The following is a 22,057-nucleotide window of genomic DNA, read 5'->3' on the forward strand; positions in this document are numbered from 1 at the left end:
GACACAGATCAGTGGGAGCGGGCTTGCCCGCGATGGCGTCCTACGCTGCTGCGTTTTTCTGCCGCAAACGCACACCCCCCACTCGCGCCTCGATCTGCTCTTTTAGCTCATGCCGCATCCCGAGCAAAAACGCCAACTCAACCACCACAAACAACGGCCCGACAATCAACCCCGTCACATCATCGACAAACGCCGGTTTGCGCCCCTCGTAATGATGTCCGACAAACTGAATCGCCCAGCCCACCACAAACATCCCGATGCCGCTGGCCAGCCAGACCAGCGTACTTTGCTGCGCCAGAACCTGACCCGCCCAAATGCACAGACCGAGCAACACGGTCATCAACACCCCAAGACGCGCCTCCAGACGCAGGTAAAACCACGCCGATGCCATCGCGATCAGCACCGCGGGCGATATCCAGCCTGCGCCCCATTGCGGCCGCGACAGCAACACCGCGACCGCCACTACAATCAGCGGGATACCGATAAAGTGGCTGGCGATATTGCGCGGGTCACGGTGGTAGGCGGCGTATTGACTGAGATGGTCAACGAGGCTTTTCATTGTTATTCCTCCTGTAGGGTGATGGATGATGCGCCGGGTTTCATCTCTCGCTCTGTCAGCCAGGCGACAATCTCCAGGAGTTTTCATGGACATGCAGGTTTGGCGTTCGCGCCTGGATACGGGGCAGTGGTTCAGTCATTTACCTGTTCCCTTACAGGATAGTCTGCTGGCTGCGGCCCGGGTTCGGTGCCTGCCGTCGGGGCAACTGCTATTCAAACGCGGTGATCCGCCGTGCGGGCTGTACGCAGTGCTCGAAGGTTCGGTGCGCATTGGCGCCGTGAGCGAGAAGGGCAAGGAAGCACTGCTGAGCCTGGTGGAAGCGCCGCACTGGTTCGGCGAAATCTGCCTGTTCGATGGCCAGCCGCGAACCCACGATGCCTACGCCGTTGGCCAGTGCACGCTGTTGCACATCCCGCAGGCGACGCTGTTGAAATTGCTCGACCAACAACCGGTTTACTGGCGGCAACTGGCGTTGCTGATGAGCCACAAACTGCGCCTGACCTTCATCAATCTCGAACAGCTGAGTCTGATGCCAGCCCCGGCACGCTTGGCCCATCGCTTGTTGATGATCGCCGAGGGTTACGGTGAAATCGACCCGCCGCGCCGTGTTCTGCAACTGCCGCAGGAGCAACTGGCGTCGATGTTGTCGCTGTCGCGCCAGACCACCAACCAGCTCCTCAAGGATTTGCAGGGGCAAGGGATTCTGAATCTCAAGTATGGCGCGATCGAGATTCTGGATGCCGAGCGGTTGCGAGCGTTGGCGGTGATTTAAAAAATGATCGCCACGGTATTGGTGGGCTTTATCGGCGAACGCGCCTAGCCTGTGACGACGACAATCGAGGTGTGCCATGCGTGTGTTGCTAGTGGAAGACGAACCCGAGACCGCCAGTCTCCTGGCCAAAGGCCTGAGCGAAGCGAGTTACGCGGTGGATGTGGCGCTCAATGGCATGGACGGCCGGCGCTTTATCGAATCCGGCGAATACGAACTGATCATCCTCGACGTGATGCTGCCGGGGCTCAACGGCTGGCAGTTGCTGCAGCAGATCCGCAAGCTCGGCGACACACCCGTGCTGCTCCTCACCACCAAGGACGGCATCGAAGATCGCCTGCGCGGGCTGGAATTGCATGAGGATGATTACCTGCTCAAGCCGTTTGCCGTCAGTGAACTGGTGAAGCGGGTGCGCAAGCTGTTGCGGCGGGATCGCGGGCGCTGAAGGTTTGCTGCGTATGGATTACCGCCTTCGCGAGCAAGCCCGCGAAGAGGCCGGAACATACAAAACACCTTCCGGATCTGTCACCGCAACCCATCCCGAAACTGCCCCGGCGTCATCCCGGTCCAGCGTTTGAACGCACGACTGAAGCTGCTGGTGTCGGCGAAACCCAGCAGGTAACTGATTTCGCCCAACGAGCACAGCGGGTCGCGCAGGTGCAGCAGCGCCAGGTTTTCCCGACTTTCGTTGAGCAGCGTATCGAACCGACAACCTTCGTCCGCCAGGTGCCGTTGCAGGCTGCGTAGACTCAAATGCAGCGCCTGCGCGATGTGATCGGCCGACGGTTCGCCTTCGGGTAATTGCTCTTCAATGGCGTCGCGAACCTTGCGCTCCCAGGTCAGGGGTTTGAGTTGCGCCAGGGTGCGTTTGAGTACGGTTTCGTTGTGCTCGGCGAGTTCCGGGTTGGCGTCGTCCAGATGGCTGTCGAAGTCCGACAGAGCGAACTCCAGTCGGTCTTCATCAGCGTTGAAATACACCGGCGAGCGGAACACTTTGTGCCATTGATGCGGGTCGGCAGGTTCTGGACGGCGCAGGTAAACCGCCAGCGGAGCGTAGTCACGGCCAAGACGATTGCGGCAGGTGCGCACGTAAATCGCCGCGAAGGCATCGATGGCCTCGAAAGCTGGCGCGGGGTTGCCTTGGGGGATTTTCAGGCGGAAGCAGTAGCGATCCTCGGCGCGGATCAGCTCCAGATCCAGTGCGTTGCTGACCACTTGGTGATAACGCACGATGCGCTCGAAGACTTCCCGCAGGCTGCCGCTGGCCACCAACGCATAACCCAGCGCATGAAACGTGGTGGGGCTGACGAAACGCGACACCCGCAAGCCAATCGCCGGATCGCCGCTGACCTGTACCGCGATTTGCCACAGGCGCGTGGTACTGGACAAGGGGTAACGGGCGTTCGGGTCGTCCATCAACTGCGGGTCGAGCCCCGCCTGTTGGCACAGGGCGGTGCTGTCGAGCCCCAGCGCATCAAGCTGCTTGCGCAGGGCGCGGGTCCAGCTGGCGAGGGAGGTCGGTTCAGTCATGTCGATTGGCGCGTCCGGTCAACAGGTTGGCGTTCACGGCTACCGTTCAGTTAAGCATCGCAAGGCAGGATGCGAGCATCAATAACCAGAGGATGGAAGCATGGACGGTACTTCTGCAAGCCCCCAGCGACTGAATGCAGCACAGCGATCAGCGCATATTCGCCAGGTGGTATTGGCCAAGGGCGTCGAACTGCGTCAGCGCTACCCGATTCTCAACCATCAGGACGCCTTGGGCGCGGGCATTCTGGCCTTCGCCCTGGCCGGGATGATCGGGTCGGCAGTGCTCTACATCAACGGATACATGGCCTGGTGGGCATGCCTGTTGCTCAACGCGTTTTTCGCCTCGCTGACCCATGAGCTGGAGCATGACCTGATCCACAGCATGTATTTCCGCAAACAACGTGTGCCGCACAACCTGATGATGGGCCTGGTATGGCTGGCGCGACCGAGCACCATTAACCCCTGGATCCGCCGCCATTTGCACCTCAATCACCACAAGGTGTCCGGCACCGAAGCCGACATGGAAGAGCGGGCGATCACCAACGGTGAGCCCTGGGGCATCGCGCGGCTGTTGATGGTCGGCGACAACGTGATGTCGGCGTTCATCCGCATGCTGCGGGCCAAGACCTGGGCGCACAAGTTCAGCATTCTCAAGCGTACTCTGAAGGTTTATGCGCCGCTGGCGCTAGTGCATTGGGGGGCGTGGTACGTGTTCCTCGGTTTCCACGCCACCAACGGCATTGCGCATCTGTTGGGTGCGCCCATCGAATGGTCGGCGACGACATTGGCGGTGATGCAGGTGATCGACATTGCTGTCGTGGTGATCATCGGCCCGAACGTGTTGCGCACGTTCTGCCTGCATTTTGTCAGCTCGAACATGCACTACTACGGTGACGTGGAGCCGGGCAACGTGATTCAGCAGACTCAGGTGTTGAACCCTTGGTGGATGTGGCCGTTGCAGGCGTTCTGCTTCAATTTTGGCAGCAGCCACGGGATCCATCATTTTGTGGTGAAAGAGCCGTTTTACATCCGCCAGATGACCGTCCCGGTGGCGCATAAGGTGATGCGGGAGATGGGTGTGAGGTTCAATGACTTCGGGACGTTCGGGCGGGCGAACCGGTTTGTGACAATTTCTGACTTAGAACCAAGAGAATTAATGAGTACTTGAGTTTGGAATAAGTTATGAAGTGTTTGCATAGTGCTTATTGCATTTTTGTAGATAAATAGGGCCTTTCTTGCATGGACAAAGTTCAAGGGGCGAACCATGATCAGTGTCGTGAGTTTCCAGGAGGAAACTTGCTCTCAGCGGAAGACACTTATTTAAACGATAAAGGAAGTCGAACCATGTCGAGCATTAATGGTACTTATCTAAACTCCAACACTGGCGCCAAGCTGGTTATTACCGATGGCAACGATTCCAATGGCACATTCAGTGGCTCGTTCAGCCAAGGTGGTGTGAACTACGAAGTCAGTTATGGGCACTACCACTTTCAGAACAGCACCGGGCAACCGACCATCATCACCTTTACCGGTTTGAATGATGGCACTGGGTATCAGGCCTGGGCATTGTTCTCCCCGGACCACAACTATTCCCGACTACGGGCTGCGGGTTCGCGTAACAACTTTGATGGTGATGTAGTGTTGTTGGCAGGTGAGTTCGTCAAACAGTAAGCATTTGTTGTAATTGCCAACAGGCTGGTGCATTGGACAGTGCATCGGCCTGTTGTTGTTTGTGGGCGACATTTAATTAATGTTCGCTAAAGTATTGGATGGGTTTTTGGCGGTATTCGGCTTCGGTTCTATCGTAAACCCATACCTTCTACGAATAATTTCAATGCTGAAAAGCATCGCCATTCGCCTGTTTGGCTACAAGCTTTGTACGACGTGGCCTTAGCGAGTCTGACGGATTTCGATATTCCATTCGGGAATATCTATAATTTTAAATATTACTTTGAGAGATAAGCGTCTGGCGCAATGATGCATCCATGTCAGGTCGGACCTGTCGGGTTTTTCCAAAGAGATCACAGGGGGCCAAGCAGGGTGATGTTGCCTTGGACGACTGGGTCAGCGTACCCATTGATTTCAAAATTCATTAAACCGAAACCTTTTTTGCGCGAAACGTTTACACGAGGAATTCACCATGACTCTCCACTTGAATCCACCGAAAACGCGGTGATATGGCTGCTGCTCGCCGTTCATTAGGTTGTTCGGCAAGGTCGCGACTCATGGGATTACCACGTTGTCGGTGATTACCGCGCACTAACAGATTTACGATTTCCGGGGCCGTCTCCTTGGCAGGGTGCGGCCCCTTTTTTTATTCCGGGCAAACACCAAACCCTGTGGGAGCGCATTTCATATTCTATTAAGGTCTTAATAAATAGCTTCTTATTCCTTAACGAATATAACTCTCCTCCCTATACTCGATCAGGAACAGACACGCAGCAGGAGAGCTCCCCCATGCGCAACGAATCAATTCGCTACCTGATTGTGCCGGGCTGGCAAGGATCGCCAGAAGATCATTGGCAAACCCATTGGCAGAATAGCCTGCCAAACAGTGCGCGGGTGGAGCAGGCCGACTGGCTGACACCTCGTCGCGAAGACTGGGTCGCGGCACTGGCCGAGGCGATTGCCGCCGACAGCACGCCGGTGATTCTGATCGCCCATAGCCTGGGTTGCATCACCGTTGCGCATTGGGCGGCGACTGCGCCTTTGCAGTTTTTGCGGCAGGTGCGCGGCGCCTTGCTGGTCGCGCCGGCGGACGTCGAGCGCCCGGCTTGCGCGCCAGCCCTGCGCAACTTCGCACCGATCCCGACCCATTTGTTGCCGTTCCCGAGTCAGGTCGTCAGCTCCGACAACGACAGCGCCGTGAGCGCGCCCCGAGCGCTTGAACTGGCGCGCCAGTGGGGTGCCGAGGCGGGGATTTTATCGGGGGCCGGGCATATCAACGTGAAGTCCGGTCACCAGCGCTGGGAACAGGGTTTTGCATACCTCTATCGTCTGCAAAACCGCATGGAGCAACACACCCTGCGTCGTGCTTGAACCCTTTCTTTTTTTAAAATCGCCCCCCGTCCCCCCGGCGGTTTTGGGCGGGAGTCTGCCATGAGTTTGCATGAAACCTTCGGTCAGCCGCTGCTGACCTTTCCCGATGCGGAAAAAAGCCCGCTGAGCATTCGCGCCAAGGCGTTGGTGTTCGTCGATCCGCGTTCCCGGCAGTTGCGCCAGGAGCTGGAACAACTGGCGCCACGTTCGATCTCGGTGTTGATCCGCGGTGAAACCGGCAGCGGTAAAGAACTGCTGGCGCGACACATCCATCGCGCCAGTGACCGCGGCGGGTTGTTCGTATCAGTCAATTGCGGGGCGATCAGCCCGACCTATGCCGATGCTGAACTGTTCGGCTATGCCGCCGGCAGTTACAGCGGTTCGGCCAGCAGTCGCGCCGGCTGGTTTGGTTCGGCCAATGGCGGCACGCTCTATCTGGACGAGATCGGCGACTTGCCACTACCCATCCAGATCAAATTGCTCGCAGCCCTGGAAAACCACGAAGTCACCCGCGTCGGCGCTCAGCAGCCAAGCCCGGTGGACGTGCGTCTGGTGGCCGCCACCAGTATCGATCTGGCCCAGGCGGTGGCGGCCGGGAAATTCCATGAGCGGCTTTATCACTACCTCAGCGAAGGCAAGCTCGAACTGCCGGCCTTGCGTGAACGGGTGGGCGATATTTTGTCGCTGGCCGAATACTTCCTCGGCATCTACAGCCAACGCCTCGACCTGCCGGTGCCATTGATCAACGAAGCCGCGCAGCATCTGCTGGAGCAGCACAGTTGGCCGGGCAACACCCGGGAACTGGAGAACGTCATTCACTTTGCGCTATTGGTGAGTACCGGCGATGAGATTTTGCCGGAGCATTTGAATCTGCCCGAGGCGCCCGTGTCGCTGCTACAGATCGAGCAGCAACTCAAACGGATTCTCGGCAACGGTTCCGCCGCCGAGAAAGACGCCTTGAAAAAACTGCTCAAAGACGCCGGGCTTCTGTAGGAGCGAAGCTTGCTCGCGAAGCAGGCGACTCGGTCTGCCCGGGAGGACTCAGGCGAGTTGGATCTGTATGAACAAAATGGAATATGAAAGTGAATAAAAGATATTGTTCGGGAATAAAAAATCCCGGTATTGTCCGCGTCACGCCAGCGATAGCACATCAATGGCACTCGTATTAATCAGCCGTCGTCGATGATGGCCGCGAATTTCGATAAGGACACTGCATGAAAAAGGTTCTGTTATTCACCGCGTTGGCGGCTGCCCTGACCGCGGGTCTGGCCCAGGCTGGCGAGAAACTGGTGGTTGCGGCGACGCCGGTTCCACATGCCGAGATTCTTGAATTGATCAAGCCAACCCTCGCCAAAGAAGGCGTGGACCTGGAGATCAAAGTCTTCACCGACTACGTTCAGCCGAACGTGCAGGTCGACCAGAAGCGTCTGGACGCCAACTACTTCCAGACCCTGCCGTACCTGAAAAGCTTCAACGAAGGCAAAGGCACTAACCTGGTGACCGTGATCGGCGTGCACGTCGAACCATTCGGCGGCTACTCGAAGAAAGTCAAAAGCCTGGCTGAGCTGAAAGACGGCGCAACCATCGCCATCCCGAACGAAGGCAGCAACAGTGGTCGTGCCCTGATCCTGCTGCAGAAGGCTGGCCTGATCGAGTTGAAAGACCCGAAAAACGCCGTGTCCACCCCGAAAGACATCGCCAAGAACCCGCACAACTTCAAGTTCAAGGAACTGGAATCGGCCATGCTGCCGCGTGTTCTGGACCAGGTTGATCTGGACATGATCAATACCAACTACGCGCTGGAAGCAGGTCTGAACCCGGCTAAAGATGCGTTGGTGATCGAAGGTGCCGATTCGCCTTACGTGAACTTCCTGGTGGCCCGTCCGGACAACAAGGACAGCGTCGCCATCCAGAAACTGGCCAAGGCTTTGACCAGTCCTGAAGTGAAAGCATTCATCGCCAAGAAATACAGCGGCGCGGTACTGCCGGCGTTCTGATTGACCGCAGTTTCTAATCCCTTCAAGGTTTCAACGCCGACGGCTAATACAGCGTCGGCGTGATCGTTCCCACGCTCTGCGTGGGAATGCCTCAACGGACGCTCCGCGTTCGGCTTTTGGATGGGACGCAGAGCGTCCGGGCTGCATTCCCACGCAGAGCGTGGGAACGATCAGATCACGGGCTTCCATAGGAGCGAAGCTTGCTCGCGAAGCAGGCGACTCGGTCGCCTGGAAGGACGCCTCGCTGGCAAGTCGGATCGCCGCACCGCTCGCTCCTACAGAGACTGCGTCTTCAACGCCTTGCGCAAGGCCACCAGCAATTTCACGATGTCCTGCGGATCCAGCCGCTGTGGCACGTTTACGTCAGCCATTTTTCTCTTCCTTGTGATGGTTCGGCCGGGAGTCTGGCCAAAAGCTGCACGTCCTTGGAGGGGTATTTTGAAAAAAAGATCCTTCCTACAGCGCAAAGAAAAATAGTCGTCCTCCCCAGTCTCGGCAAATCCGCAAGATAGTTTTTTGCGTGATATCAATATGCTTTAACGGTATTTAAACTCTTATTTTTATACCTTTAAAGTCGGGGCCTGCCGGGTAGTTATCCACTGTCCATGGACTGCGCCACCGTCGCTTACCGAGCGGCGTACAGGATGTGCAATGACCTTCGATTACGCTTTTATCCTCAGCACCCTGCCGGCGTTTCTCAAAGCCGTGGGCGTGACGCTGCAGGTCGGCTTTATCGCCATCGGTACTTCGTTACTGGTGGCGCTGATCAACGCGACGATTCTGATGTTTCGCACACCCTCTCTTCAACGCCTGGTCGGGCTGGCGCGCAACTCACGCGCATCATCAAGACCAGCTCCCTGGCGGTGCTGATCGGCGTGGTGGACGTGATCAAGGTCGGCCAGCAAATCATCGAACGCACCTACGAATCAGTGCTGATCTACGGCGCGCTGTTCCTGTTTTTCTTTTTCATCTGCTACCCGCTGTTAGCCGCGTCCGGTGTGCTGGAGCGGCGCTGGACGCAAGCATGAATGCATTGATCGAGTTCAAGGGTTTCAACAAGTTTTTCGGCGAGCAGCAGGTGCTCGACGGCATCGACCTGAAGGTGAAACCGGGTGAAGTGATCGTCATCCTTGGCCCCAGCGGTTGTGGCAAAAGCACTTTACTGCGGGCCAAACAGAACCCGGGCTACCGCGTGCTGGAGGAGAAGCTGGGTGCCGAAGCACCGATTGCGCCGGCGGTGAAGAAGGGCAATATCGAACTGCGTGACTGGGTGAATGTGGAGTTGGCAAAGTTGGGCGAGGAGAAGTTTTTGCTCAAGCTGTACGACCAGTATGTGCGTAAAGAATTGAGTGATGAAACCAAGCCTGAGAGCGTGATTGTCGAGGGTGGGAAGTGGCAGGGGTGATTTGCTTCAGATGATCGTTCCCACGCTCTGCGTGGGAATGCAGCCAGTGAGGCTCTGCGTCACAGCCGCAGGGACGCGGAGCGTCCCGAGAGGCATTCCCACGCAGAGCGTGGGAACGATCAGTGTGCCTCAATCCGGCCAATACCACGCCGGCTCATCCAGCATCCGCTGCCCGACCATCCCGGTCTGGCCGAAATTCTTCTCCAGCACAATGCAATTGCATTCTGGGTCTTGCTGTAACGCCGAGATCAAGCGCCGCGCATGGGACACCACCCACACCTGACACTGCTCGGACGCTCGAATGATCAATCGCGCCAACGCCGGCAACAGGTCCGGATGCAGACTGGTTTCCGGCTCGTTCAACACCATCAACGTCGGCGGCCGAGGGGTCAGCAATGCCGCGACCAGCAGCAGATAGCGCAACGTTCCATCCGACAACTCCGCGGCAGATAACGGCCGCAACAACCCTTCCTGATAAAACTCGATCGCAAACCGTCCACCCTGCAGCGGTGCGATATTCAGCGTCGCGCCGGGGAATGCATCGCTGATTGCCGCCTGCAAGGCTTCGGGATCGCCGATTTCGCGGATGGTCTGTAATGCCGCGGCGAGGTCGCGACCGTCGTGGTGCAAGACCGGCGTGCGGGTGCCCAGTTGCGGTTGGCGCACTGGCGCGTCGGCGTCGCTGCGAAAGTGATCGTAGAAGCGCCAGCGGCGGATGAACTCACGCAGTTGCATGACTTCCGGCGAGGTGCGAAAACTGCCGATCTGATCGAACAGGCTGTCGAAATTCGGCGTGTGCTGCGCCAGCACTTCCCAGCCGCGACCGACCCGAGCGCGAATCATTGGGCCGTTGCGATCCACCAGTAGGCTGGCCGGGCGATAGAACGGCCCGGACCAGATGCATTCCTTTTTGATTTCCGGGTCCAGAGAAAACGCGGAACGACTTGGCTCCGGCAGGCCCAGCGCGATCGAGTAGCTGAAATCTTCGCCGGCAAACCCCAGGCGCAGGCGTTTGACGCCGTGTCGCACCGTTGCCTCTATCGGGACTTCGCCGTTGCGCATACGTTGGGTGATGTTTTCGGGGCCGGCCCAGAACGTCGAATCCAGCCCACCCTCGCGGGCCAACGCGTTGACCACGCCACCCTGAGCGGTTTCCGCCAGCAGGCGCAAGGCGCGGTAGAGATTGGATTTACCGCTGCCGTTGGGGCCGGTGATCAGGTTCAACCGACCCAGTGGGATCACCAATTTATTGATCGAGCGGTAATTGGCCACCGCGAGGGTTTTGAACATGAGTTCCTCATTGGTCGTTCCCATGCTCTGCGTGGGAATGCATCCCGTGACGCTCCGCGTCACAGTGGACGCAGAGCGTCCATGACGGCATTCCCACGCAGAGCATGGGAACGATCGGTGGAGTATAAGGATCGCTCGTGCAGACGTGGAACCCTGTTCTAAGCTCACAGTCGTATCGTCACTGGCACGTTCGTACAGCGCAAAGGAGTCTGCATGGCGGGTCCCGGATTGAAATTAATGGTTGGCCTGAGCCTCATCGCCTTGCTGACCGCCTGTGGCGATAAAAAGCCCGTCGAGAAGGACCGCCCGCGCGTCTTCGTGCAAGAGGTCAAACCCACCGATTTCGCCGCTGCGGTGACCCTCACCGGCGATGTTCAGGCGCGGGTCCAAACCGAGTTGTCGTTCCGCGTGGGCGGCAAGATCATCCAGCGTATGGTCGATGTCGGTGACCGGGTTTCGGCCAAACAAGTGCTGGCCAGACTCGATCCGAAAGACCTGCAAACCAATGTCGACTCGGCCCAGGCCCAGGTTGTTGCCGAACAGGCCCGGGTTAAACAAACCGCCGCGGCCTTCGTTCGCCAACAAAAACTCCTGCCCAAGGGCTACACCAGCCAGAGCGAATACGACTCCGCCCAAGCCGCCTTGCGCAGCAGCCAGAGCGCATTGACCGCTGCTCAGGCGCAGTTGGCCAATGCCCGTGATCAACTGAGCTACACCGCATTGATTGCCGATGCGCCGGGGGTGATTACCGCGCGCCAGGCCGAAGTCGGTCAGGTGGTGCAAGCCACGGTGCCGATTTTCAGCCTGGCCCGGGACGGCGAACGTGACGCGGTGTTCAACGTTTATGAATCGCTGCTGGCCGAGCCGCCGTCGGACAGATCGATAGTGGTCAGCCTGCTCGACAATCCGAAGATCAAGACCACGGGCACCGTTCGGGAAGTCACGCCGGCAGTGTCCGCGCAGACCGGCACGGTGCAAGTCAAAGTCACCCTGGACAGTCTTCCCGAGGGCATGCAGCTCGGCTCGGTCGTGAGCGCCACCGCCAAGCCAGTCGGCAAAACCGCGGTGGAACTGCCCTGGTCGGCCCTGACCAAGAACCTCAGTGACCCGGCCGTGTGGCTGGTGGACGCCGAAGGCAAGGCGCAGTTGCACACGGTCACCGTCGGCCGTTACCTGACCGGCAAAGTGATTGTCAGCGTCGGCCTCAACGGTGGCGAAAAAGTCGTCACCGCCGGCGGCCAATTACTGCATCCGGGCGTGAAGGTGGAGATTGTCGAAAACACCTATAAGACGCCAACGACAGGAGCCCAGCCATGAAGCGCCTGTTGCTGTTGTCCGCCGTTGCACTGCTGGTCGCCTGCTCCGATGAGGAAGCGCCGCCAGAACCGGTTCGGCCGGTGTTGTCCGTGGAGGTGAAAGCGCTCAATCAAGAAGACCTGGGCCGGTTTGCCGGCAGCATTCAGGCCCGTTACGAAAGCAATATCGGTTTCCGGGTGCCGGGGCGTATCGCCAGCCGTAACGTCGATGTCGGCGCCGAAGTCCAGAAAGGCGCCTTGCTCGCGACCCTCGACCCCACCGATCAGCAGAACCAGTTGCGCTCGGCTCAGGGTGATCTGGCGCGCGTTCAGGCGCAGCTCATCAATGCTCAGGCCAACGCCCGGCGTCAGCAGGAGCTGTTCAATCGCGGGGTCGGCGCCCAAGCGCAACTGGACATCGCCCAGACCGATCTGAAAACCACCCAGGCCTCTCTCGATCAAGCCAGGGCCGCAGTTGAACAGGCGAAGGACCAACTCAACTACGTCGAGCTGCGCACCGATCACAAAGCCATCGTCACCGCGTGGAGCGCCGAAGCCGGGCAAGTGGTCACGGCCGGCCAGCAAGTGGTGACCCTGGCGCAGCCGGACATCAAGGAAGCGGTGATCGACTTGCCCGATACCCTGGTCGATCAGTTGCCTGCCGACGTGGTGTTCCAGGTCGCCTCCCAACTGGACCCGAGCATTACCAGTACCGCCATCGTGCGCGAAATCGAACCCCAGGCCCAAAGCGCAACCCGTACCCGTCGCGCTCGCTTGAGTCTGACCGATACGCCGCCGGGCTTTCGCCTCGGCACGGCGATCAGCGTGACCCTGAGCTCCGCGATCAAGCCACGCCTCGAACTGCCGGTGAGCGCGCTGCAGGAGGTCGATGGAAAACTGCGGATCTGGGTCGTCGATCCGCAGACCCAAACCGTTTCCCCACGGGAGGTCAGCCTGATCAGCCGAACCAATGACACGGTGGTCCTGGCCAACGGCGTGAAGTCCGGCGAGCGGGTGGTCAGTGCTGGTGTGAATAGCCTCAAACCGGGGCAGAAAGTGAAAATCGACGAGGACAGCCCGCGATGAAAGGGAGTTTCAACTTATCCGAATGGGCCCTCAAGCATCAGTCGTTTGTCTGGTATTTGATGTTCGTTGCGCTGCTGATGGGCGTGTTCTCGTACCTGAACCTGGGTCGCGAAGAAGACCCGTCGTTCACCATCAAAACCATGGTGATCCAGACCCGCTGGCCCGGCGCGACCGAGGAAGAAACCCTCAAGCAGGTCACCGACCGGATCGAGAAAAAACTCGAAGAACTCGATTCGCTCGATTACGTGAAAAGCTACACCCGCCCCGGCGAATCGACGGTCTTCGTTAACCTGCTCGACACCACCAGCGCCAAGGACATCCCGCAAATCTGGTATCAGGTGCGCAAGAAGATCAACGACATTCGCGGTGACTTCCCGCAGGGCCTGCAAGGGCCGGGCTTCAACGATGAGTTCGGCGACGTGTTCGGTTCGGTGTATGCCTTTACCGCCGACGGCCTGTCGATGCGCCAGTTGCGCGATTACGTGGAACAGGTGCGTGCCGAAATCCGTGAAGTCCCGGGGCTGGGCAAGGTCGAGATGGTCGGCGAGCAGGATGAAGTCCTTTACCTGAACTTCTCCCCCCGCAAACTGGCCGCCCTCGGCATTGATCGGCGCGAGGTGGTGCAGACCCTGCAATCGCAGAATGCCGTGACCCCGGCCGGGGTGATCGAGGCCGGTCCGGAGCGGATTTCGGTGCGCACCTCAGGGCAATTTGCCTCTGAGAAAGACCTGGCCAACGTCAACTTGAAGCTCAACGATCGTTTCTACCGACTGGCCGACATCGCCAACATCAGCCGTGGCTACGTCGATCCGTCGACCCCGGAGTTTCGCTTCAACGGTCAGCCAGCCATCGGCCTGGCGATCGCCATGAAAAAGGGCGGCAACATTCAGGACTTCGGCAAGGCGCTGCACCTGCGCATGGATGAGCTGACAGCGGACCTGCCGGTGGGCGTTGGCGTGCACAACGTTTCCGACCAGGCGGTAGTGGTGGAAGAAGCCGTCGGCGGTTTCACCAGTGCGTTGTTCGAAGCGGTGGTGATCGTGCTGATCGTCAGCTTCGTCAGTCTGGGCGTGCGCGCCGGGCTGGTGGTGGCGTGTTCGATTCCGTTGGTGCTGGCAATGGTCTTCCTCTTCATGGAATACAGCGGCATCACCATGCAGCGGATTTCCCTCGGTGCACTGATCATCGCCCTCGGCCTGCTGGTGGACGACGCGATGATCACGGTGGAGATGATGGTCACGCGCCTGGAAATGGGCGAAACCAAAGAGCAAGCGGCGACCTTCGCCTACACCTCGACGGCGTTCCCGATGCTCACCGGCACCTTGGTCACCGTGGCCGGTTTCGTGCCGATCGGCTTGAACGCCAGCTCCGCCGGTGAGTACACCTTCACGCTGTTTGCGGTGATCGCGGTGGCCATGCTGGTGTCGTGGGTTGTCGCCGTGCTGTTCGCCCCGGTGCTCGGTGTGCACATTTTGAGCGCCAAGGTGAAACCTCATGACGCAGAGCCAGGGCGCATCGGTCGGGCGTTCAATGGCGGCCTGCTCTGGGCCATGCGCAATCGCTGGTGGGCCATCGGTATTACCGTGGCGCTGTTTGTGCTCTCGGTGTTTTCCATGCAATTCGTGCAGAGCCAGTTCTTTCCGTCCTCGGACCGCCCGGAAATTCTCGTCGACCTGAACCTGCCGCAAAACGCCTCGATTGCTGAAACCCGCAAGGCGGTGGATAAGCTCGAAGCGACGTTCAAGGACGATCCGGACATCGTGCGCTGGAGCACCTACATTGGCGAAGGAGCGATCCGTTTCTACCTGCCTCTCGACCAGCAATTGCAGAACCCGTACTACGCGCAACTGGTGATCGTCAGCAAAGGCCTGGAGTCACGCACGGCGCTGACCGCACGTCTGCAAAAGCGCCTGCGTGAAGAGTTCGTCGGTGTCGGCAGTAACGTCCAGGCCCTGGAAATGGGCCCGCCGGTGGGGCGGCCGATTCAGTATCGGGTCAGCGGCAAAGACATCGATCAGGTGCGCAAACACGCGATCGCCCTGGCCACCGAACTGGATAAGAATTCGCACATCGGCGAAATCATTTACGACTGGAATGAGCCAGGCAAAGTGCTGCGCATCGACATTGCCCAGGACAAGGCCCGGCAACTTGGGCTGTCATCTGAAGACGTAGCGAACCTGATGAACAGCATCGTCGTCGGTTCGCCGGTGACGCAGGTCGATGACGATATCTACTTGATCAATGTGGTCGGCCGCGCTGAAGATGCCGAGCGCGGCAGTCCGGAAACGCTGCAGAACCTGCAGATCGTCACCCCCGGCGGCACTTCGATTCCGCTGCTGGCGTTTGCCACTGTGCGGTATGAACTCGAACAGCCGCTGGTGTGGCGTCGTGATCGCAAACCGACCATCACCATCAAGGCCGCGGTGCGCGACGAGATTCAGCCGACCGACCTGGTAAAACAGCTGCAACCGGACATCGACAAATTCGCCGCCGGTTTGCCGGTAGGCTACAAAGTCGCCACCGGCGGTACCGTGGAAGAGAGCGGCAAGGCCCAGGGGCCGATTGCCAAGGTCGTGCCGTTGATGCTGTTTTTGATGGCGACCTTCCTGATGATCCAGTTGCACAGCGTGCAGAAGTTGTTCCTGGTGGCCAGCGTCGCGCCGCTCGGGTTGATCGGCGTGGTGCTGGCGCTGATCCCGACCGGCACGCCCATGGGTTTTGTGGCGATCCTCGGGATTCTGGCGCTGATCGGCATCATCATCCGCAACTCGGTGATACTGGTGACCCAGATCGAATCTTTCGAGAATAGCGGCTACACGCCATGGGACGCGGTGGTGCAGGCCACGGAACATCGTCGCCGACCGATTCTGCTGACGGCGGCGGCAGCGAGCCTGGGGATGATCCCGATTGCCCGGGAAGTGTTCTGGGGACCGATGGCCTACGCGATGATTGGCGGGATCATCATCGCGACGTTGCTGACGCTGCTGTTTTTGCCGGCGTTGTATGTGGCCTGGTACAAAATTCGCGAGCCGAAGGCGTCGGCACCGACGCAATGATCGTGTCCGGGCGACATTTGGGAACGGTCTGACTTACATTACCGGTGGATTGCGCTAGCGTCCCTTTTCAATCTGGAAGAGGGACGCTTCATGATCATCGTCACTTGCTGGCTGCGCCATGTGTTGCTGATAGCGAGTCTGTTGCTATCGCCATGGGCGCTGGCCGGTACCGTCCTTGAAAACCCGCTGTGGCGCGTCGAACTCGACCCCGCGACCTTGGCGATTCGCGTCATTCCCGCACAAAAGGCACCCGTACAAGCCTCGGCTGGCGTTGCCGCGCACAAGGTCAGCGACCTCACGCAGAGCTCCAACCGCATCGACTGGCAATGGGACGATGGCGCCTGGTTTCTCAGCGCCACGCTTGAACAGCGTGACCTGTCCTTTTCGATCAAGGCGCGTGATTCCGGTGAACTGGATTTTCTCAGGCAACCCGGCAGTGCGATGGGCAAGGGGCTGATCTGGCCGCTGGCCGAAGGGCATTACGTGCCCAGTGACGACCGGGTGTGGCAACGTTTCCTGCTTGAACAGGCCGAGTTCAACACCACCCAGGACTTGAGCCTGCCGTTGTGGGGCGTCGATCACGGTGGTTTCACCCTGAACTGGTTGATGACCAATCCATTCAATAATCGCCTGAGGTTCAGCGCCGAGGCCGACACCCTGGCGCTGGCGGTCGGTCATGAATTCACCTCGCTTGATCCCGCCGCTGCCCTGACGTTCAGCCTTTTTTTGGGGGATGCCGATCCATTGAGCGGCGCCAAACGGTATCGGCAATGGTTGATCGATGCCGGTGCTTACGAGCCGCTGAGTGCCAAGCTGCTTAAAACACCTGAGGGAAAAAAGTTGTTGGGGGCTGCCCATGTCTATCTGTGGGGTGGCGGGTTGCTCGGGCCTGACGATGTGCGGGATTGGTCGGCGCTGCTTGCGCTGCTTGAGGGGAAAACCGCGTTGGCCGGCCAACTGCGTGGCTATCTGGATGCGGAAAGTCGCCGGGTCCTGCGTGAGGCAAAAGCACCGCTCAATACGTATCAGCAACGTGTCCTGATTCGCGGGCTCAACGCTGCCGTGAACACCTTGGCCAGACAGAACTGGCAAATATTACCCGAGCCGGAAATGAACCGGCTCGCCGAGCGTTATATAGAGCTGCGTACAGAGGTGGCACAGGTGTTCGCATCGGCACTGACCCCGACACCCGAGCGCTGGGGCGACGGCGTATCGCTGCACATGATGCAACAGCTGCGAGCGGCGAAGTTGCCGCGCTTGTGGTTGGGATTGGGCGAAGCGTGGGAAGCGGGGCTGTGGCATCCTGAGGCCGTTCGCGCCGGGGTGGATGCCGGTTATCTGGTGGCACCCTATGATTCCTATGAGACGACGTTGAAGTCCACCGATAACGCCGATTGGACCACGGGTCACCTAGGCACGAACGCTTACAACACATGCGCAATCGTCCTGAAAAACGGTCAGTTAAAAAGCGGCTTTCTGAATAACGGCTATTACACCGATCCGCGGTGCATCCGACCTCTGCTTGAAGCGCGCGTCAAGGCGATTCAGGCCAGGGCTGGCTTCAATAGCTGGTTCCTCGATGTGACGGCGGCAGGCATGCTGTTTGACAGCTATCGCCCTGGCGCACTCATGACCCAGGCGAGCAACGCCCTCGAGAACGTTGCCGCCGGGCGCTGGATCAACGAGAGCCTGAAATTGCCGATGGGCTCCGAGGATGGCAATGCCGTCACGGCTCAGGGGATTCTGTTTGCCCATGGCATGCAGACACCGGTATTTGGTTGGGGTGACGAGGACATGAGCAAGGACTCGCGATCACCTTATTATCTGGGTGACTGGTTCCCGCCCGAGCAACCCGGCGTGTTCTTCAAACCGGTGCCGGTGAAGGAGCCTTACCGCAGTCTTTATTTCGATCCGGCCATGCGTTTGCCGTTATATCAGGCGGTTTTTCACGGCTCGGTGATCACCACCCATCACTGGGCTTTCGATAACCTCAAGCTGACCAATGTTCGTGGCGAAAGCCAACTGACACAGTTGCTCTATAACGTGCCGCCGTTGTATCACTTGAGCGCTGCCACGGTGCAGCAGCGGCTACCAATGATTCAGCGTCAGGATGCTTTTTTCCGGCCGCTGCATGAGCGCCTGGCGACACAGGCGCTGACGGATTTCCGCTGGCTGACAGAGGATCGACTGGTGCAGCAGACCACGTTTACCGATGGCACTCGACTGGTGGCCAACTTTGCTTCCCGGCCTCGACAGATTGGCGAAAAGATTCTGGCCGCGCGCAGCATTTTTGCATTTGAGGCGACCGGGAAAGTGAGGACGTATCAGGTAGATTGACGGCGCCAAACACTTGCCAACCAAGGCTGCTGCTCCCGCGGCAGCCCCGCCGGCCGGTAGTAATGTTCCAGCTCCACAAACCCCGCTTCGGTCAGCATTTCCTGCCACACTTGAAGATCGTAATACGCTCCATATCGCGGCCCGTTCCAGCCTTCCTGATTCTCACCACGAGGATTGGAGCTGAACAACACACCGCCTGGTTTCAACGCCTCGCGCAGTTGCTTCAACACCCGCGGCAATTCCTGACTCGGGATGTGGAACAGCACCGCATTGGCAAATATCCCGTCAAACCGCCCGGCCGGCAGATCGAGTTTCAAAAAGTCTTGCTGCCAGACTTCGCAACCACTGTCTTCGCGCGCCATCTGCGCCAACTTTTCCGAACCGTCGAGGCCGATGGCGGTGTGGCCCATGCGCGTAAAGGTTTTCAGGTCGCGACCAGGGCCGCAGCCGAAGTCGAGAAGGGTGAACGGCGCCTCACCCTGAATATGCCGCAGCAGGGCATCAATGTTCTGGCTGACATCGTGATCGCGAGTGCCTTCACGGAAGTCTTCAGCCACCGCGTTGTAATGGCCCAGGGTGGTGGAGGTGATCTGCTCCAGGTCGTCGGGAGTCTGTTTCATGGTCGGCTGCGCAGGTAATTGGGATTCGCTGAATATACGCCATCAGGTCTGGGGCTGCTGCGTAGCCCATCGCGGGCAAGCCCGCGATGGCAATATCACTGACGACCAATGACTCAGCTCTGCTTCATCCCCAGACATTCAATGGACCGATCAACCATCGCCTTGGCGATCTCCAGCAAATGCCAAACGGAAAACACCAATGCCCGATCGGCACCTTTGAGTTGATCGCCGCACTGATACGCCGTGACCGAGGCGCAGCGCAGCAGATCAGCCACATAGAGCTGGGCGTCTTTGAAGCTCACGTCTTTGCTGACGTTGTAGAAGCGCAATTCATCGGGGGCCGAAGGCTGCTTGCCGGTGAGGTGGAAATCGATTGCACGGTAAAGCGCGGAACGGTCCTTGAGCAGGTCGTCGGCTTTGTTTGAGGATGCCGTAACGCAGGCTTCGCCAGCTGCTACAAGGTGAGCGTCGCGGCTGCTATCTCGATCAGCGCTTGTTCAGCCCCCGAGCCAACCGATCCCCACCCAACTGAATCACCGCCACCAACACCACCAGCAACACAATCACCGTCAACATGATCTGGCTATCAAACCGCTGATACCCATACCGATAAGCGATGTCCCCCAACCCACCTGCACCAATCGCTCCGGCCATGGCTGACGAGTTGATCATCGTCACCAAGGTAATGGTGAAGCCACCGACAATCCCCGGCAGCGCTTCGGGCAGCAGCACATGCCAGACGATATGCCCGCGTCGGCAGCCCATGGCTTGCGCCGCTTCGATCAACCCATGGTCGACCTCGCGCAAACTGACCTCGGCGATGCGTGCAAAGAACGGCGTGGCGGCGATGGTCAGCGGCACCACGGCAGCCCACACGCCATACGTGGTGCCGACGATCAACCGGGTGAACGGAATCAACGCCACCATCAAAATCAGAAACGGAATCGAGCGGAACAGGTTCACGAACGCGCCCAGTGCGCGGTTCAGTGCCGGTGCTTCGTAGATCCCGCCCTTGGAACTGGTGACCAGAATCACCGCCAACGGAATGCCCGCCAACAGCGCGATCAGCGACGACACACCCACCATCAAAAAGGTGTCGATAAAACCCTGAAGCAACCGATCAAACCACATAACCCAGCACCTCCACCTGTTGCGCCCAGTTGCTGGCGCGCTGGCGCAGTTCCTCGGCGCCGAGGGACGAACCGGTCACCGCCAGCAGCAATTGCCCGAGTGCATGCCCCTGAATCCGTTCCACGCCCCCTTGCAGCAAGCGCACGCTGCCACCGAGGGCGCTGAACAGTGCCGCCAGGTCTGGCTCGTCGCTGGCACTGCCGGTGAATTGCAAACGCAGCACCACGGCGGCGTCCGAAGACTGCGGTTGTGGACGCAGGCGGCTTTGCAGTTCTTCCGGCAGTCCGTGTTGCAATGGCGCGAGCAAGGTCTTGCTGACTTCATGTTGCGGGTTGCCGAATACTTCCCAGACCGGCCCTTGCTCGACGATTCGCCCGTGTTCCAGCACCACCACCCGATCACAGATATCGCGGATCACCGCCATCTCGTGAGTGATCAGCACGATGGTCAAACCCAGCCGTTGATTGATCTCGCGCAACAGGCCGAGGATCGATTGTGTGGTCTCCGGATCCAGCGCCGACGTCGCCTCGTCACACAGCAGAATCACCGGGTCATGCACCAGCGCGCGGGCGATGCCGACGCGCTGTTTCTGCCCGCCGGAAAGCTGCGCCGGGTAGGCTTTGTGTTTCTCTTGCAGGCCGACCAGTTCCAGCAGTTCGCGGACTTTGCGCTCGCGCTGCTCCTTAGGCACACCGGCGGCCTTCAGCGGCAATTCGACGTTCTGCCAAACCGTCTTGGCCGACATCAGGTTGAAGTGCTGGAAGATCATGCCGATCCTCCGCCGCAGCGCCACCAGGCGGTCTTCATCGAACTCGCCGATGTCGACCTGATCGATCAGCACCCGCCCCGTGCTCGGTTGTTCGAGACGGTTGATAGTGCGGATCAGCGACGACTTGCCGGCGCCGCTGCGACCGATGATGCCGAACACTTCGCCGCGCTGGATCGCCAGGTCGATGCCGTGCAGCGCCGCCACCGGACCTTGCTGGCCGTTGTAGGTTTTGCCCAGGCCGATGAAGCGCACATGGGCGCGATTCAGGTCTGGGTGCAGTTCGGTTTGTGTGGCGTTATGTGGCTCCGGAAGTTCCAGTCGCCGTTGGATAGCGGCCGTCATGCTCAGCTTTCCCAGCCGGCTTGATAGAGCTTGCCATGGGCCTTATCCAGCGCCGCACGAACGGCTGGCGAATGCTGGTAGATGTCGACGAATTTGATTAAGCGTGGGTCGGTTTTGCTTTTCGGCTGGATGACGAACTGGATCACGTATTCCTTGTGATCGAGGCCATCGAACAGCAGGGCAGAGCTGGCATCGAAGGTCTTCGACAGACGGATATAGGCCGGGTAACCCTGGACCAGATCGGCGTCGTCATAGGCACGCACCAGTTGCACGGCTTCGACCTGGAGGATTTTGATTTTTTTCGGGTTGGCGATGATGTCTTCTTCGGTGGCCTTGTAACCGACACCCGGTTTGAGGGTGATCAGCCCGGCCTTGGCCAGCAGTTGCAGGCCGCGACCGCTGTTGATCGGGTCGTTGGCGATGGCCACGCTGGCGCCTTCGGGCAACGCGTCGAAGCTTTTGTATTTTTTCGAGTAGAGGCCGACGTTGTTGATGATCCCCGGGGCGAACGGCACCAGGTCAAAACCGGCGGCGGCCTTGGCGTTTTCCAGGAACGGGATGTGCTGGAAATAGTTCACGTCGATGTCGCCGGAGGCGAGGCTGACGTTGGGGGCGATCCAGTCGCTGAATTCCACCAGTTCGACTTTCAGGCCTTGTTTGCTGGCTTCCTCCACTGCTGTTTCCAGGGGAATGGCGAAGGCTGCGGTGGTGCCGACTTTCAGCGGCGCGTCGGCGGCGAAGGTGATGGAGCTGAAGAGGCCGAGGGCCAGGGCCAGTGCTTTGACTGGGTGGGTAAAGAGTTTTTTGGTCATGAGATGTCTTCCAGTCAGTT

Annotated in this window: 19 protein-coding genes and 4 pseudogenes; 15 read left to right on the top strand and 8 right to left on the bottom strand. The window is 59.1% G+C overall.

Annotated elements, in window-relative coordinates; translation table 11 throughout:
* Positions 1-40 precede the first annotated feature (40 nt).
* A complete protein-coding gene (locus PSH97_RS00930) occupies positions 41-559 on the bottom strand; it encodes an Mpo1 family 2-hydroxy fatty acid dioxygenase (RefSeq protein WP_305447741.1) in 519 nt (172 codons plus the stop codon).
* Positions 560-644: 85 nt separating this feature from the next.
* On the opposite strand from PSH97_RS00930, the gene PSH97_RS00935 reads away from it, so the two are divergent.
* Positions 645-1,331: a Crp/Fnr family transcriptional regulator gene (locus PSH97_RS00935; RefSeq protein ID WP_305447742.1), complete on the top strand. Its 687-nt coding sequence runs from the start codon at positions 645-647 to the stop codon at positions 1,329-1,331.
* Positions 1,332-1,407: 76 nt separating this feature from the next.
* Complete coding sequence (locus PSH97_RS00940) at positions 1,408-1,773, top strand: response regulator (RefSeq protein ID WP_030131593.1); 366 nt, start codon at positions 1,408-1,410, stop codon at positions 1,771-1,773.
* 80 nt (positions 1,774-1,853) lie between these two features.
* Here the strand turns inward: PSH97_RS00940 and PSH97_RS00945 are convergent, their stop codons facing one another.
* Positions 1,854-2,858: an AraC family transcriptional regulator gene (locus tag PSH97_RS00945; protein ID WP_305447743.1), complete on the bottom strand. Its 1,005-nt coding sequence runs from the start codon at positions 2,856-2,858 to the stop codon at positions 1,854-1,856.
* Between the two features lie 100 nt (positions 2,859-2,958).
* On the opposite strand from PSH97_RS00945, the gene PSH97_RS00950 reads away from it, so the two are divergent.
* The 9 genes and pseudogenes from PSH97_RS00950 to PSH97_RS00990 form a co-directional block, all read left to right on the top strand.
* The gene (locus PSH97_RS00950) at positions 2,959-4,026 is read left to right on the top strand and encodes a fatty acid desaturase (RefSeq protein ID WP_305447744.1); all 1,068 of its coding nucleotides are present in this window, start codon (positions 2,959-2,961) and stop codon (positions 4,024-4,026) included.
* 176 nt (positions 4,027-4,202) lie between these two features.
* Complete coding sequence (locus PSH97_RS00955) at positions 4,203-4,529, top strand: hypothetical protein (protein ID WP_305447745.1); 327 nt, start codon at positions 4,203-4,205, stop codon at positions 4,527-4,529.
* A 786-nt stretch (positions 4,530-5,315) separates the two neighbouring features.
* Complete coding sequence (locus PSH97_RS00960; protein ID WP_305447746.1) at positions 5,316-5,897, top strand: alpha/beta hydrolase; 582 nt, start codon at positions 5,316-5,318, stop codon at positions 5,895-5,897.
* A 60-nt stretch (positions 5,898-5,957) separates the two neighbouring features.
* Positions 5,958-6,890: a sigma 54-interacting transcriptional regulator gene (locus tag PSH97_RS00965; RefSeq protein WP_305447747.1), complete on the top strand. Its 933-nt coding sequence runs from the start codon at positions 5,958-5,960 to the stop codon at positions 6,888-6,890.
* Between the two features lie 221 nt (positions 6,891-7,111).
* Positions 7,112-7,894 carry a MetQ/NlpA family ABC transporter substrate-binding protein gene (locus PSH97_RS00970; RefSeq protein ID WP_305447748.1) on the top strand — a complete coding sequence of 261 codons (783 nt, stop codon included), beginning with the start codon at positions 7,112-7,114 and terminating at the stop codon, positions 7,892-7,894.
* A gap of 651 nt (positions 7,895-8,545) precedes the next feature.
* Positions 8,546-8,728: pseudogene (locus PSH97_RS00975) on the top strand (amino acid ABC transporter permease); the annotation flags it as partial.
* Positions 8,728-8,922, top strand: a pseudogene (locus PSH97_RS00980) (amino acid ABC transporter permease); the annotation flags it as partial. The pseudogenes PSH97_RS00975 and PSH97_RS00980, both read left to right, overlap by 1 nt.
* Positions 8,919-9,062, top strand: a pseudogene (locus tag PSH97_RS00985) (ATP-binding cassette domain-containing protein); the annotation flags it as partial. The pseudogenes PSH97_RS00980 and PSH97_RS00985, both read left to right, overlap by 4 nt.
* Positions 9,063-9,299, top strand: a pseudogene (locus tag PSH97_RS00990) (glutamine ABC transporter substrate-binding protein); the annotation flags it as partial.
* A 129-nt stretch (positions 9,300-9,428) separates the two neighbouring features.
* Here PSH97_RS00990 and PSH97_RS00995 read toward each other — a convergent pair.
* The gene (locus PSH97_RS00995) at positions 9,429-10,589 is read right to left on the bottom strand and encodes an AAA family ATPase (RefSeq protein WP_305447749.1); all 1,161 of its coding nucleotides are present in this window, start codon (positions 10,587-10,589) and stop codon (positions 9,429-9,431) included.
* Between the two features lie 213 nt (positions 10,590-10,802).
* Between PSH97_RS00995 and PSH97_RS01000 the strand changes: the two genes are divergently transcribed.
* The 4 genes from PSH97_RS01000 to PSH97_RS01015 all read left to right on the top strand — a co-directional run bounded on the left by PSH97_RS01000 (position 10,803) and on the right by PSH97_RS01015 (position 18,363).
* Entirely contained in the window at positions 10,803-11,906 is a 1,104-nt protein-coding gene (locus PSH97_RS01000; RefSeq protein WP_305447750.1) for an efflux RND transporter periplasmic adaptor subunit, read from the top strand.
* Entirely contained in the window at positions 11,903-12,970 is a 1,068-nt protein-coding gene (locus PSH97_RS01005) for an efflux RND transporter periplasmic adaptor subunit (protein WP_305447751.1), read from the top strand. Before PSH97_RS01000 ends, PSH97_RS01005 begins: the two co-directional genes overlap by 4 nt.
* The gene (locus PSH97_RS01010) at positions 12,967-16,026 is read left to right on the top strand and encodes an efflux RND transporter permease subunit (protein WP_305447752.1); all 3,060 of its coding nucleotides are present in this window, start codon (positions 12,967-12,969) and stop codon (positions 16,024-16,026) included. Before PSH97_RS01005 ends, PSH97_RS01010 begins: the two co-directional genes overlap by 4 nt.
* A 90-nt stretch (positions 16,027-16,116) precedes the next feature.
* On the top strand, positions 16,117-18,363 hold the full coding sequence (locus tag PSH97_RS01015) for a glycoside hydrolase (protein WP_305447753.1): 2,247 nt from the start codon (positions 16,117-16,119) through the stop codon (positions 18,361-18,363).
* Here the strand turns inward: PSH97_RS01015 and PSH97_RS01020 are convergent.
* The 5 genes from PSH97_RS01020 to PSH97_RS01040 form a co-directional block, all read right to left on the bottom strand.
* Positions 18,351-18,983, bottom strand: coding sequence for a class I SAM-dependent methyltransferase (locus tag PSH97_RS01020; protein ID WP_305447754.1), 633 nt, complete (start codon positions 18,981-18,983; stop codon positions 18,351-18,353). The two genes, PSH97_RS01015 and PSH97_RS01020, sit on opposite strands and share 13 nt — an antisense overlap.
* Before the next feature lie 113 nt (positions 18,984-19,096).
* Positions 19,097-19,390 (bottom strand): DUF6124 family protein, encoded by a 294-nt coding sequence (locus tag PSH97_RS01025; RefSeq protein WP_305449731.1) that lies wholly within the window; start codon positions 19,388-19,390, stop codon positions 19,097-19,099.
* A gap of 79 nt (positions 19,391-19,469) precedes the next feature.
* The gene (locus PSH97_RS01030) at positions 19,470-20,114 is read right to left on the bottom strand and encodes a methionine ABC transporter permease (RefSeq protein WP_095054448.1); all 645 of its coding nucleotides are present in this window, start codon (positions 20,112-20,114) and stop codon (positions 19,470-19,472) included.
* Positions 20,104-21,225, bottom strand: coding sequence for a methionine ABC transporter ATP-binding protein (locus PSH97_RS01035; RefSeq protein ID WP_305447755.1), 1,122 nt, complete (start codon positions 21,223-21,225; stop codon positions 20,104-20,106). Before PSH97_RS01035 ends, PSH97_RS01030 begins: the two co-directional genes overlap by 11 nt.
* Positions 21,226-21,227: 2 nt before the next feature.
* Complete coding sequence (locus tag PSH97_RS01040) at positions 21,228-22,037, bottom strand: MetQ/NlpA family ABC transporter substrate-binding protein (RefSeq protein ID WP_305447756.1); 810 nt, start codon at positions 22,035-22,037, stop codon at positions 21,228-21,230.
* Between the last annotated feature and the right edge of the window lie 20 nt (positions 22,038-22,057).

The organism is Pseudomonas cucumis, assembly GCF_030687935.1.
GTDB classification, from domain to species: Bacteria; Pseudomonadota; Gammaproteobacteria; order Pseudomonadales; family Pseudomonadaceae; genus Aquipseudomonas; species Aquipseudomonas cucumis.